Annotated in this window: 12 protein-coding genes; 11 read left to right on the plus strand and 1 reads right to left on the minus strand. The window is 43.2% G+C overall.

Features of this window, described 5'->3' with window-relative positions; genetic code table 11:
• Nucleotides 1-35 precede the first annotated feature (35 nt).
• Nucleotides 36-965 carry an ArsR/SmtB family transcription factor gene (locus tag MKX46_RS24670; RefSeq protein ID WP_029516749.1) on the minus strand — a complete coding sequence of 310 codons (930 nt, stop codon included), beginning with the start codon at nt 963-965 and terminating at the stop codon, nt 36-38.
• A 508-nt stretch (nt 966-1473) separates the two neighbouring features.
• On the opposite strand from MKX46_RS24670, the gene MKX46_RS24675 reads away from it, so the two are divergent.
• The 11 genes from MKX46_RS24675 to MKX46_RS24725 all read left to right on the plus strand — a co-directional run bounded on the left by MKX46_RS24675 (nt 1474) and on the right by MKX46_RS24725 (nt 13574).
• Nucleotides 1474-2817: an ABC transporter substrate-binding protein gene (locus MKX46_RS24675; RefSeq protein ID WP_250244585.1), complete on the plus strand. Its 1344-nt coding sequence runs from the start codon at nt 1474-1476 to the stop codon at nt 2815-2817.
• Nucleotides 2818-2910: 93 nt separating this feature from the next.
• On the plus strand, nt 2911-3801 hold the full coding sequence (locus tag MKX46_RS24680) for a carbohydrate ABC transporter permease (protein WP_013309768.1): 891 nt from the start codon (nt 2911-2913) through the stop codon (nt 3799-3801).
• A gap of 27 nt (nt 3802-3828) precedes the next feature.
• The gene (locus MKX46_RS24685; protein ID WP_029516751.1) at nt 3829-4671 is read left to right on the plus strand and encodes a carbohydrate ABC transporter permease; all 843 of its coding nucleotides are present in this window, start codon (nt 3829-3831) and stop codon (nt 4669-4671) included.
• 80 nt (nt 4672-4751) lie between these two features.
• Complete coding sequence (locus MKX46_RS24690) at nt 4752-6137, plus strand: arabinan endo-1,5-alpha-L-arabinosidase (RefSeq protein ID WP_029516752.1); 1386 nt, start codon at nt 4752-4754, stop codon at nt 6135-6137.
• Between the two features lie 40 nt (nt 6138-6177).
• Nucleotides 6178-7149 (plus strand): glycoside hydrolase family 43 protein, encoded by a 972-nt coding sequence (locus tag MKX46_RS24695; protein ID WP_341071951.1) that lies wholly within the window; start codon nt 6178-6180, stop codon nt 7147-7149.
• A gap of 372 nt (nt 7150-7521) precedes the next feature.
• Nucleotides 7522-7728, plus strand: coding sequence for a DUF3024 domain-containing protein (locus tag MKX46_RS24700; RefSeq protein ID WP_341071977.1), 207 nt, complete (start codon nt 7522-7524; stop codon nt 7726-7728).
• Nucleotides 7729-8056: 328 nt separating this feature from the next.
• Nucleotides 8057-10165, plus strand: a complete 2109-nt coding sequence (locus MKX46_RS24705) for a class I SAM-dependent methyltransferase (protein WP_340885033.1) — start codon at nt 8057-8059, stop codon at nt 10163-10165.
• Between the two features lie 208 nt (nt 10166-10373).
• Entirely contained in the window at nt 10374-11024 is a 651-nt protein-coding gene (locus tag MKX46_RS24710; RefSeq protein WP_341071952.1) for a hypothetical protein, read from the plus strand.
• 91 nt (nt 11025-11115) lie between these two features.
• Nucleotides 11116-11541: a VOC family protein gene (locus MKX46_RS24715; protein WP_039270073.1), complete on the plus strand. Its 426-nt coding sequence runs from the start codon at nt 11116-11118 to the stop codon at nt 11539-11541.
• A 161-nt stretch (nt 11542-11702) separates the two neighbouring features.
• Nucleotides 11703-12176, plus strand: a complete 474-nt coding sequence (locus tag MKX46_RS24720; protein ID WP_341071953.1) for a MarR family transcriptional regulator — start codon at nt 11703-11705, stop codon at nt 12174-12176.
• A 156-nt stretch (nt 12177-12332) separates the two neighbouring features.
• Nucleotides 12333-13574, plus strand: coding sequence for an MFS transporter (locus tag MKX46_RS24725; protein WP_341071954.1), 1242 nt, complete (start codon nt 12333-12335; stop codon nt 13572-13574).
• Nucleotides 13575-13584 lie beyond the last annotated feature (10 nt).

Here is a 13584-nt window from a genome sequence, read left to right on the forward strand (position 1 = left end):
AATACAGGCTTCGGCCTATTTTTACATGTGGCGAGTCAGGAGTTGGCGTTGTCCTCCCCATGCACATCGTAAAGCACGCGCACAAGCAGATCCTGACTGAAATTCCCGAATCTTTTGCCAAAAATAGTGAGTCCTCCTTTGTTTTCTGATTCATCGGTTACAGATAGACGGAGTGTAATGTCGCTTTTATAGTTAAGGTTAATATCATCTATTGTGACCTCGGAAATGCGGCACCCGTCAATGAAGCTGCCTTGTTGATTGATGCGAATTAATTTGAGCATACCATATTGATTCAGATGCGGTGGCCACCAATCTGGATTGAGAACCCCCGGCACTTCTCCAAAATCTCCGGCGCTGGTCCAGTGCCCAATAGGGATACCGTTAATGTGAAAACAAATGTCGGAGGGATATTCCTCACAATAGCAGGGTGCTTCTGAGCCCAGTTCTGCGGAGAATTGAATTTCTTTAAAGGATTGATTCGCTTTCAGATAGTTGGGGATACGGTATTCCAAAAAGCCCTCAGCCATCCAGATCATTTCCGATTCCAGCCGCCCGGGATCTGCAAAATAGCGTGGATCATCAAAATCGCCGATAATGCTGTCTCGGGTCACCAATCCACAAGTGGGGGACGCTTGATAGTTACTATAATGACCTACGCGAATCTCAACCTCATACACATTTTTTTGTTCTCTACTGCGCAAATCTACCATCAGTTTATCCTTGTTCAAATAGCACATTTTTCGGGTGCCGTGCTTGCCGCTCACGGTATTGATCTCCACAAGGCCGCATTCTTCCAATTTTCGAATATGCATTGTAATGGTACCGTTGCTCAAATTAAGTTTGTTAGCAATGTCATTCATACTTTGTCCCTGGTAGGCAAGTAACTCGAGAATTTGAATGCGGATTTCTGAACCCAGTGCTTTAAAAATATCTAATCCTGACATTAAGTCCTTAATATAAATCATAGCTATAGACCATCCTTATCTATAAAAATTGTGATGTAAGCGCTTATATATTTACTTTGATTTATGTTAAAATAAAATCAAAAAGAAGTAAACTGCTTTTTTGTAAATTTTTTTTACTAAATAAAGAGGGGAGCAAATTAAACTCCGAATTAAGAATTACTTCAAAAATAAATCGTACTTAAGATTTATCACTGATTATTTCGATAAAAGTTAACTTAAATACGATTTAATTTTGCTTTCCATGTTACTCTAATCTATGTTTTATAATTATTTAAAAAGATTGAAAAATACATTGACGAACCGAGGAAAGGCATGCTATATTTTGTTTGTAAACGAATTCATTATTGATAAAGTAAAATGTTAATTATATGGCACATGAGAGGGATGATAATCACAGCGGCAATCAACAACGGGTTGTGTACCGCACAGTTAAAGATTAGGCCGAGTGGTATAAAGTTATTTTAACACTAAATGTATGCGGTTTCATTTAAATTTAGGAGGGGTCGCGTTGATAAAGAAAAAAGGTTTTGCAATAACAATGGTTGTTCTGTTGTTAATGGTGGCTGCACTGGCTGGTTGTAGTGGGGGAAGTTCCAGTAGTGATGGAAGTAAGGAACTGACATTCATGTTCCGTGGTGGCACAGATGAACAAAAGGCTTATAAGGAAGTAATCAAGAAATTTGAAGCGGAACATCCTGGCGTAAAGGTTAAAATGGTCGTGACTGCAGCAGATCAATATGCCACAAAGCTTAGAGCTGCAATTACAGGAAACAATCTTCCAGATATCTTTTACTTTGCCCCTGGAGATGTGAAAGCTTATGTAAACAGTGGGGTGTTGAAGAATCTAACGCCTTACATTGAGAAGAACAAGGATATTAAACTGGATAACATTTGGAAATACGGTGTGGATTTGTATCGCTATGACGGTAAAATGGCCGGCCAAGGAGATATTTACGGTATGCCGAAGGATTTAGGTCCATTCGCACTCGGCTACAACAAAACGATGTTCGAAAAAGCGGGCGTTCCCTTGCCTGACAAAGACAAACCGTATACATGGGATGAATTTATCAAGGTTAGCCAAGAGTTGACCAAAGATACCAATGGTGACGGCAAGCCAGATCAATACGGTACAGGCTTTAACGTTCAGTGGGCATTGCAAGCCTTTGTATGGAGTAATGGGGCTGACTGGCTGGATGAGAGCAAAACTAAAGTAACGATTGATGATCCGAAATTTGCGGAAGCTCTTCAGTACTTTGCTGACATGCAAAACAAATATAAAATCACACCTGGTATTGAACAATCACAAACATTGGACACATACCAACGTTGGATGAAGGGCGAAATGGCATTCTTCCCGGTTGGTCCTTGGGATATGAGTACATTTGAAAAACTGCCATTCGAATATGATTTACTGCCGTTCCCAGCCGGGTCGACTGGCAAATCAGCAACATGGATCGGTTCTCTGGGTATCGGCGTTTCCTCTAAAACAAAATACCCGGATGAAGCTGTTGAACTGGTTAACTATCTGACGACTTCTAAAGAAGGAATGAAGCAGCTCGTAGATGCCAAGGTACAAATTCCGAATCTGCTGGACATGGCTGATGAATGGTCCAAAGATACGAAAACCAAGCCTAACAATAAACAAGAATTTATTGATATCGTAAATGACTATGGACGCTCATTACCAGGCAACTATACGTATAATGCAGAATGGTACGATATTTTCTTCACAGATATTCAACCTGTGCTGGATGGTAAAATTACGGCGGCAGATTATGTGAAACAAGAACAACCGAAGATGCAGAAACTGCTGGATAAAGCGGTGGAGCAAGAGAAAAAATCACAGAAATAATGCGTAAATAGAGGAAAAAAGGATGATGTTAGTGGCTGAATATCATGCTGCTAACATCATCTTCATTCCAAATTAGAAACAGAGGTGAGCCCTGTGATAACCAAATCTAATCTCTACCGCAAAGAGAAGGTATATGGATACTTATTTATTCTTCCACCTATTCTCGGTCTGCTAATCTTTACGTTATTCCCGTTTGTCTATTCATTATACGGCTCTTTTACAGACTGGGACGGATTGGGACAAATGAACTTTATTGGTCTCGACAATTTTAAAGATTTATTTAGCGATGAGCTCTTTTATAAATCGATGTACAATACTCTTTTCTTAATGCTAGGTATTCCAATCGGTCTTGTACTAGCTTTACTGCTGGCACTAGGTTTGAATCGCAAGATTCCAGGTACGACAACATTTCGTGTGATTTACTATATCCCGGTTATTTCTTCGTTGGCTGCCGTTTCTATTATGTGGAACTGGGCATACAACGGGGACTATGGTTTGGTGAACCAATTCCTCGAAATATTCGGTATTAAGGGTCCTAACTGGCTAATGGATAAGGATACGGTCAAACCGGCCTTGATCCTCATGACCGTCTGGAAGGGTCTCGGATATACGATGCTGCTATATTTGGCAGCCCTGCAAAGCGTATCTCGCTCTTATTATGAAGCAGCAGAGCTAGATGGAGCTAGCGGATTCCAAATGTTCCGCAATATTACATGGCCAATGGTGAAACCAGTAACTTTTTTCCTGGTCGTAACTAATATCATTGGTGGTTCGCAAATCTTTACTGAAATGAACATTATGACACCTACAGGGGGTCCGGAATACTCATCCGCCTCAATCGTCTTTTATATTTGGGACAAGGCATTTAAAAACCTGCAAATGGGATATGCCTCCGCGATGGCTATGATTCTCGGCATCTTCATTTTTATCGTAACTTTGATTCAATTCAAAATGAATGAAAAATCGTCCTTTGATGGGGATTGATTTTCGCGGAAAGGAGTGAGTCTGATTATGTCCCATAGTCAAAAAACGAAAGTTACCAATATCATTATCTTTATTGCACTAGCGATTGGAGCGATTGTGATGATCGCCCCGCTGCTTTGGATGCTGTCCACTTCAGTGAAAGAAAAGCAGGATGTCTTTGCTCTTCCACCAGTATGGATACCAGAGGTGTTCCAGTTTGGCAAGTATAAGGAAATTTGGGAAGCAGGGCCTTTGTTAAGCGGAATCAAGAACAGCGTGATTGTAGCTGTAAGTGTTACCGTTGTAGGTACCTTTACATCCAGTGTGGCGGCTTTTGCATTTGCTAAGCTGAGATTTCCCCATAAAAACAAACTGTTTTTGGCACTCATCGCATCTATGATGATTCCATACCCAACGGTTATGATTCCACAGTTTATGATGTTTTCCAAACTTGGCTGGGTTGATACACTTTTGCCTCTGATCGTTCCGGGTTTGTTCGGAAATGTAGTTATGATCTTTTTCCTGCGGCAGTACTTGCTTAGTGTACCGGATGCCATTATCGAAGCTGCGAAAATTGACGGAAGTTCTTATTTCCGACTCTATTCGTCGATTACGTTCCCGCTCATTAAGCCAGCAGTTGCGGCACAGCTTATTTTATGGTTCATGGGGATTTGGAACGATTATTTGGCACCGATTATTTACTTGAACTCACCAGAAACGCAGACACTGCAACTGGTTATCGCGAATTTCAATGCGACTTACGCCATTCAGACGGACTATCCGCTTATAATGGCAGCATCAATAATAGCCTTGTTACCTGTACTGATTATATTCTTGATCTTCCAGAAACAAATTATTGAATCGGTTGCTATTTCGGGTGTCAAAGGTTAATTGACACTTGGAGGGTACGCATGAATGATGTAAGGCAGTTACAATATGTAATGGGTAAAGGAAGGAGGAGAATAACAGTTATGGTTATGCTGCTCATGCTGGGTCTATCTGGCTGTGGGGATAACACTCCGGACCCTGTGTATCCGCAGGCTCCGCCTCCCGATCACTTGTATGATCAAAGTACGATTAACGATGAACAGCGCTGGACCATTAACAATGCACATGACCCGGCGATTATCAAAACAGATCAAGGCTATTATGTCTACTCAACGGATGTAAAGACAGGTGGAGAATTGAGACCCGGTGTCATGGTACGCAAATCGACTGATCTGATTCATTGGAATTGGGTGCAGTATGCACTCCCCGGCATTCCAAAGGAAGCAGAATCGTGGTCATCGGCAACCAATCTGTGGGCACCGGACGTCATCAAGATGGGTGATACCTATCGGATGTATTACTCTGCTTCTACCTTTGGCAGCACACGGTCTGCGATCGGATTGCAGACATCCAGCTCCCCGGAAGGCCCTTGGAAGGATGAGGGGCTGGTCGTTAAAACGAAAGAGCATGACAAGCTGAATGCGATTGATGCCAATCCGGTGCTGGATGCAGAGGGTAATCCATGGATGGTATACGGCTCTTTTTTCGGCGGTATTTATATTACACCGCTTGATCCCCAGACTGGAAAGCTCAAAGAATCTGGCTATGGTAAAAATATCGCTGCCAGAGATCGGGCAACTGAGGACGGTGCTGTAGAAGGACCATACATTGTGTACAATCCAATGTTCCGTAAATACTACTTGTTCGTCTCGTATGATTCTTTGTTTGAGGACTACAATGTTCGCGTTGCCCGTTCAGATTCTATCACAGGCCCTTATGTGGACATGAATGGACATGATATGGCAGATACCAACTATTTGCCTCAATACGAGATTGGAAACAAGGTATTGGGCGGTTATCGGTTCAGCGAAGGAGAAGGCTGGGTTGCGCCAGGTCACAATTCTGTCCTGAAGGACGGTGCGGATTATTATATTGTACATCATGCGCGAGGAGAAACGGACAAGAGCTGGCCGTACCTGCATGTACGCAGAATATTGTGGACGACAGAGGGCTGGCCGGTCGTCTCTCCAGAGCGCTATGCCGGCGAAAAGGAGCAGGATATACCCAAAAGGCTATTATCCGGCAACTGGGAGCGCATCGTGATAAAGCAGGAAGTAGACGGCCAGGTGGAAGCTGAACAGCTCCGTCTAGAAGATGGAGGGCGGGCAACCAGCGGTTCTCTTGAAGGTCACTGGAGCTTTGATGGCAGGCGTACTCTAACAATGGATTGGAGCAATACATCCGAAGGAACTAAGGAAGAATTGTTATTGCTTCCTTCATGGGACTGGGAGCTTGGTCGCCATACTTTAATTTTCACGGGTATGAATGAAAAGGGAATTTCCATTTGGGGAAAGCGTATCAGCGATTAATTGTATGAACTACATACTACACATAGAGGAGAGAATAACCATGAATCAAACTGTACCCTTTAATAATCCGGTCATTGAGCAACGGGCAGACCCTTGGATTTACAAGCATAGTGACGGATACTATTATTTCACCGGATCTGTACCAGAGTATGACCGCATTGAGGTTCGACGAGCAAGTACTATTCAAGGCTTGAGTACAGCAGAGCCTGTCGCAGTGTGGCACAAATATGAAACGGGCCCGTTAAGTGCGAACATTTGGGCACCGGAAATTCATTATATTAACGACAAATGGTACATTTATTTTGCAGCAGCTCGTACAACGGAAACGAAGGAAGGCCTGTTCGACCACCGGATGTTCGTGCTTGAAAATGATTCAGCTAATCCTCTGGAAGGGGAATGGGTGGAAAAAGGACAGATCAAAACCCGTTGGGAGACGTTCGCTCTTGATGCGACAACCTTCCAGCATAATGGAGTTTTGTATTATGTGTGGGCTCAGAAGGACCCTGACATCGTCGGTAATTCCAATCTGTATATTTCCGAAATGAGCAATCCATGGACGTTGCGCGGTGAGCAGGTGATGATCTCCACTCCTGAATATGATTGGGAAATCATCGGTTTTAAGGTGAATGAAGGAGCAGCGGTTCTGAAACGGAACGGGCGGATCTTTATCAGTTATTCAGCTAGCGCCACAGACCACAATTATTGCATGGGTCTGTTGACGGCAGATGAGAATGCGGATTTACTTGATCCGAAATCATGGACGAAATCACCTGATCCGGTATTCTGCACCCATGAGGAAACAGGACAATTCGGGCCAGGTCATAACAGTTTTACGGTTGCTGCTGATGGTAGCGATGTAATCGTATATCACGCCCGGAATTACAAGGAAATTACAGGCGACCCGCTGTATGATCCGAATCGTCATACACGTGTGCAGCCGTTCTACTGGAAAGAAGATGGAACACCTGATTTTGGTATTCCAGTACCAGATGGCGTTTCTGTTGATAAATAAGCGAAATCTATTATAGATGGTTGACGTGTTGCACAGCGGCACTTTAACTTTCTAGAAATCATAGGGGATTATGATTCGGCTGCGTATAACAAGAGTAATGAGATATCTTCTGAGCCTTCAGGCTGGAGGATATCTTTTTGATTTTGGGACGGCATGAAGGACTCTTTTCAAAAACTTCGATTTCTGCTATATTTAAATCGTAATATTTACGAATTGATCAAGGAGTGGAAATCTCGTGAACGAACGGATCGATCCGTTTACCGTTAAAAAGGTTGAATACCTGCTGAATGGCTATATTGCCCTAAAGGTGCCAGGCTACGTACGTTCTGACGTGCGCTCATTTATCAAATAGAGGATAACTGTTTGATCTTGATGGAGGAAAGGCCTTCTAATGAAACTGAGTTGTGGGATCGCACGGACATTGTCCAATTTCGCTGGGAAGAAAATCATTGGCATGTATATGCCCGGCAAGAGGCTGAAAGCTGGCAGTGTGTGAAAGAGATTGCACCTAATCCGTGCTTTGAAGAACAGCTCGAACAGGTAGAAATAGATCATGCAGGTATTTTTTGGACAGGTTAACGAAGTCCAGAATGATAAGTTCGGAAGATGGAGGTAGTGGGAGTCGTGTCGTTAAACTGTATATGGAAATAAACAGGCTGACCGTAATTCCTTATATGGAAGTTACGGTCATTTGTTTTGTCTGATGTGGCACTGTCTAGTGCACTTGAGGGTTATGTATGCGTTTGGAAAGTATGTCAAGCGGTTGATTGATACAAATGTTTAATATTTTCCACGAGGTGGAAGTTACAAATGTATGGTAAAGTGTAGTATATACAAGGTTTTAATCCAAATGTCTTATTCAAAGTCTCCTGTGCATACCGAATCCGAATCACACGAGGTGAGAAAAATGTTGCAATCGTTAAAAGCCATTGCTAATTACAGGAAAGAAAATGATCTGGCCTGGGATACACCGACTTGGTTAAAGCTGCTTGTTTCGGCTGAGGAGCGTATTGTAAATTTGGAACGCATTCGATCTATAGGTGAGTTAAAGGATGCCAATCCTGTACTGGATTACGTGGAGCGTACGTTGCTTATTTTGGACGGACTTCCATTGTCATTCTGGGTTAAAGAGCTACTGGAGGATGTATTGGTATGGTCTGAGACAGCCAAAGGAGGCACAGTCCGCGAACGGCTACGCTGGCAGCATGAGGGTATTAATTTATTTGTACATAATATCGGATCCTCCCAACTGTATGTCAGACAGGCCCAAGCGGAGTCCCCTGCTTACCCGCGCAATAGCATGACCCGAATTCTGATTGAGACGCATGGATTGATCGGGCAATATATACGGGGGGAAATTCCTTTTGCTGAAAATCGACTGCTGCTTGAAATTACTCGTAAAGGCTGGCTAAGCCCTGAGGAACTGGAGCTTGTTTTACGGGCCCTGAACGAGTGTATTATCGCCGGGGTGGAACCTGCATTATGGGATCAAGTACGCAGTGAAGTGGAGCAGCTGATCGGCTGGATTGCATGGGATAACGCACCTGTAGTCTGGAGTGTAAAGGAGCGACTGGAAAGGTTACGGTCGGTTTCCATTCATGAAGGGGAGCCGTTCGAGCAGGCTTACACAGAACTAGAGCGGGAGTTGAATGTAGAGAAGGCGCTGGCTCCGTTGGAGAATCGGACACTTTGGTATGTAGAATCAGCTTTGCAGGATTTTTCACTTCAAGAACTGGTAAAGGTATTTTTACTCACATTAAGGGATGGCACAGGGCAGGAACAGCCTGCGACCGTTCGCCATATCAGTTTCGAATCGCTCATGAATACGATGTACTATGACTATCGTGGTGTCAAGAAAATTAACGTATATAAAAAACGAATGATAGAAAAATATTTAAGTGCACTGTCTTGGCAGGACATTTCAAAAGGAAAACGGAAGCATAATCCTCATTTGAGTGTGATCGTAGAGCATAAAGAAGAGCTGCCGAGTACTGTATTTTTTAATTTTGTATTTTCATCTGCGGCTGAGAAACTGATTGACTTTTGTATTGAGGCAGAAAAAACGCCTCTGTATGACAAAGCAGTCCTGCTGCTGTTCGATCTGTTCGGATTACGGCGCGATGCGTATGATCGCTTTCACAATGAGGAAACGTACCTTACAGATATGAACCAGACCGTAGATTACAAAAGGGTCATTTTAGATTATGTGACTGGAACCCGCATACTGGATATTGGACCCGGCGGGGGTGTACTGCTGGATCTGATCGAACAGGAAAGACCAGATGCGAAGCCATTAGGTCTTGATATTTCTGTAAATGTCATTGAGGCACTTAAACGTAAAAAGCAATTGGAGCGCCATCGTTGGGATGTCATCAAAGGGGATGCGCTTCAGTTAGAGGAATATGTGGAAACGGAGAGTATGGACACGGTCATCTTCTCTTCAATTCTTCACGAGCTCTATTCCTACATTGAACGAGATGGGATTCGGTTCAATCCACAAACAGTGGAGGCAGCTCTGCAGAGCGCCTATCGTGTGCTTGCACCCGGCGGGCGTATCATCATTCGTGACGGGATTATGACCGAACCAGTAGAGCAGCGCAGACGAATTCGATTCTTGGAGCCGGATGGAATGGAATGGCTGATACGGTATGCGCAAGATTTTGCAGGTCGCCACATTGAAATAGAGCGTGTGGGGGAGCATGAGGCTGTTTTACCAGTGAACGATGCGATGGAATTTCTCTATACCTATACATGGGGAGCGGAAGCCTATGTGCATGAAGTGCAGGAGCAGTTTGGTTATTTTACCCCGTCACAGTATGAAGAGTGTATTCGTAGCACACTTGGATCACAAGCGATTATCCGCGTGAGCCGTCATTATTTACAGGAGGGCTATGCCGAGGCGCTGTCCAGACGTGTTGAGTTCATGGATGAGCAGGGCCAGCAGGTTTCTTTGCCAGACAGCACCTGTCTGATCGTGATTGAGAAGCCGAATAATAGGGTTGGAGTTGCTGAATGATTTTTAAATTGAACAAGAGAATGCCTTCTGATTTGTGCCAAGCACGATTAGAAGGCATTTTTTAGAAAGCTATGCATTCAAATATGACCGTGCAGCGTATACAGAAGCCAAAGGACCATTCATTCGGCAGGTGGTTGAGCGGGCGAAGCTTGAAAGATATAGGTAGGGACAGATGAATTCTTAGTCGCATGAACAAAGTGGGGGAATGATGAAGAATATGATGCTTGATGCACAGCTAACGCCGAATGGTTTAAAAGACAGAATGCTACTACTGTCAGCGCTGGACATTATATTGTCTCCAGAAGATTGGTTACGCACGTATCGTATGCGGTCTGAGTGGTCTGGTGATGTGTGCCTGGGTGAGGTAAACAATGGCGCTGGAGATACGATTCATATGCTATGGACGGGTGAAGGTGTGCTGCTGAAGGGGTTTGACCATGAATCCCCTGTAAGTTCTCATGCGAGAGACGATTATGAAGTCTGGCCGGGCATATATGACGGTGTGCCTGATGATATGATGGAGCTTTTGGAAGATGAAGCACTGGAGAAAGAGGACGTTACCTTTTGTATGTGGAGGGAAGCGGGAGATAAAGAGTGGCGTATGGGCAACGCGAACTTTCCTGAGGGATATGACGATGGCTCATCCTTTTTGTTGGGGAAAATTATAGTTACACCGGAGGAATATCAGGATTGGGCTGAGAGTTACTATGAGTTGCCGATTTCTCTAGGGGTGGTAAGCCAGATTTTCAACGGCGTTCCGATCACTGCACAGATGATCTCTGCGCTTCATCCACAGCGTAACGTTACGGAAGCGATAAAGGAGCTAAAGCAGCTTAGCGTTCAAGTGCATGAAAGCTAAGAATACAGATTTGTTTTTCTTGACAAGTTTTGTATATAATACAGGAGAAATGCTGGGTTAACCACCTCGAATTAAAGGAGCTGTGTTGAAGATGTCCAAACGTTTGATTCCTTACATCACGATGGATGGAAATGCAAAAGAAGCAATCGAATTTTATAAAGAGGCATTGGATGCTCAACTGCTTTTTATTCAAACCTTTGGGGAAATGCCGGAAAACCCCGATTTTCCCATTCCCGCAGAGGTCAAGGAACGTGTGGGACATGCTACCCTTAAAGTGGGTGAGACAGAGCTCATGTTTTCTGATACCTTTCCCGGGTCACCGTTTAGCCGCGGGAATCAGGTGAGCATCTGTATTACAACCGATAGTGTGGAGCAAGCTCAAAAAATGTTTAATGCTCTACAGCAGGGAGGACAGGTGGGAATGCCTTTGCAGGAAACCCATTTTAGTCCAGCTTATGGGAATGTAACAGACAAGTTTGGTGTCACTTTTCAAATGTTCACTGAGGCTCGGTCTTAAGAAATGTAAAACGGCTCGATTCCGCTACTTTAGCGATCTGGCCGTTTTTTTTTCGTGTATGCCCTCGTGCTCAATTCAATAATTATTTTAATATTGTTGAAATAGAAACAAAAATATACTATATTGTATTGTTAATGCACCAACTGGTGGGAGGACAGGCCATGAACAAAGAAGAACAGGTCATAGTGGGTTTCAGGGACTTATTTAACAAGATGGTTTGGCTTAATAAAGATAAGATGGAAAACAGCCTTAAGGGTTATAAGCCTTCTGAAGTACATTGCATCGAATACATTGAAAGAAATGCAGATTCCAACGTGACAAAACTTGCGGAGTCCCTTTATATGACTACCGGTGCCATAAGTAAAATAACTAAGAAGCTTATAAAAAAAGGCATTATCGAAAGCTACCAGAAGCTGGATAACAAGAAAGAAGTCTATTTTAGGCTTACTGAGGAAGGGAAAGTAATCTATAACATCCATGAGGAACTGCACAAAGAGTTTCAAGAGCGGGATAAAGCCGTATTTGAGCAGGTAACCGAAGAACAATTTAACAGTATGATTAGCTTCTTGGAAAAGTATAGTAGGCATTTGGATGCAGAAATAAAAAAACAGGGTATAGATATTAAGACGGAATAAATTTGAATAATGAAAATCAAACCATAGGCAGCCGGGCTCTATTGAGAACGGGCTGTATTTTTTTTGTTATTATTTTGTTGCCGAGGAAGCAAAATTGTGATACGATGTTTTTGCTTCCAAGGAAGTGAAATCGAAACCTTTAAGGGGAGAAATGAAGTGTTCAAATGTAGATCACACAATGAACAGAACACAGAACAAACCGTAGATAAACACGCTTTAATATTCGGCCTTATCTCTGTATTTCTTTGCGGAATAGGCTTCAGTATCATAACACCTGTCGTCCCATTCTTAGTGCAGCCTTATACAAGCAGTCCGGGAGAACAAGCTATAGTTGTTACGCTGCTGACCTCTGTTTATGCATTCTGCGTGTTTTTTGCGGCTCCCGTACTTGGAGCTTTGAGCGACAAATATGGCCGTCGTCCATTGCTCTTAGTATGCCTTTTGGGTTCCGCAATTGGGTACTTGGTTTTTGGCATAGGAGGAGCTCTATGGGTACTATTTGCTGGGCGCATCATAGAAGGGTTAACAGGCGGGAGCATAAGCACGATCTTCGCCTATTTTGCAGACATCATTCCTCCAGAAGAGAGAACCAAATACTTTGGATGGGTGAGTGCGGTTGTAGGTGTAGGCACTGTCATTGGGCCAACTCTAGGCGGATTACTTGCCAAGTTTGGTTATTCTGTACCCATGTATTTTGGAGCAATCATAACTTTATTGAACGTTGTTTATGGATTCTTTTTTATGCCTGAGAGCCTTGACAAGAAACATAGACTGAAAGAGATTACCTTTGTAAGACTGAATCCATTTACACAGCTTGCAAATCTGCTTTCCATGAAAAACTTAAATAGGTTACTTGTCTCTGCGTTCTTACTTTGGATACCCAACGGATCTTTACAGGCCGTTTTTTCACAATTTACAATGGATACTTTCAGTTGGAGGCCTGCACTAATCGGACTTATGTTTTCAATTATGGGTTTCCAAGACATCATTTCACAAGGTTTCATCATGCCCAAGCTTTTGATAAAACTTAATGATAAACAGATAGCCATTCTTGGAATGGTTTCGGAGATTATAGGTTACAGTCTTATTGCGCTATCTACTTTGTTCTCATTCTATCCTCTTTTTATCGCTGGAATGTTTATATTTGGTTTTGGTGATTCGATCTTTGGACCTTCATTCAACGGGATGCTCTCCAAGTCTGTCGATTCTAGTGAACAAGGAAGGATTCAAGGAGGTAGTCAATCTATTCAGGCTTTAGCAAGAATGATTGGGCCTATTATTGGGGGTCAAATCTATGTATCACTTGGTCATGCCGCACCCGCTTTTATGGGTATAATCCTTATAACAGCGGCAATACCAGTTTTATATAAGCGAACGCATGCTACCTACTTTCTTTAGGCAATAGGGT

The sequence above is a fragment of the Paenibacillus sp. FSL P4-0113 genome (assembly GCF_038009305.1).
Classification (GTDB): domain Bacteria; phylum Bacillota; class Bacilli; order Paenibacillales; family Paenibacillaceae; genus Paenibacillus; species Paenibacillus polymyxa_D.

Bases quoted from the DNA above. Each gene is read 5' to 3' on its own strand.
- MKX46_RS24690 (WP_029516752.1), top strand. From the start codon at position 4,752: ATGGTTATGCTGCTCATGCTGGGTCTATCTGGCTGTGGGGATAACACT.
- MKX46_RS24715 (WP_039270073.1), top strand. From the start codon at position 11,116: ATGTCCAAACGTTTGATTCCTTACATCACGATGGATGGAAATGCAAAA.
- MKX46_RS24705 (WP_340885033.1), top strand. From the start codon at position 8,057: ATGTTGCAATCGTTAAAAGCCATTGCTAATTACAGGAAAGAAAATGAT.
- MKX46_RS24685 (WP_029516751.1), top strand. From the start codon at position 3,829: ATGTCCCATAGTCAAAAAACGAAAGTTACCAATATCATTATCTTTATT.
- MKX46_RS24695 (WP_341071951.1), top strand. From the start codon at position 6,178: ATGAATCAAACTGTACCCTTTAATAATCCGGTCATTGAGCAACGGGCA.
- MKX46_RS24700 (WP_341071977.1), top strand. From the start codon at position 7,522: ATGGAGGAAAGGCCTTCTAATGAAACTGAGTTGTGGGATCGCACGGAC.
- MKX46_RS24670 (WP_029516749.1), bottom strand. From the start codon at position 965: ATGATTTATATTAAGGACTTAATGTCAGGATTAGATATTTTTAAAGCA.
- MKX46_RS24720 (WP_341071953.1), top strand. From the start codon at position 11,703: ATGAACAAAGAAGAACAGGTCATAGTGGGTTTCAGGGACTTATTTAAC.
- MKX46_RS24710 (WP_341071952.1), top strand. From the start codon at position 10,374: ATGAAGAATATGATGCTTGATGCACAGCTAACGCCGAATGGTTTAAAA.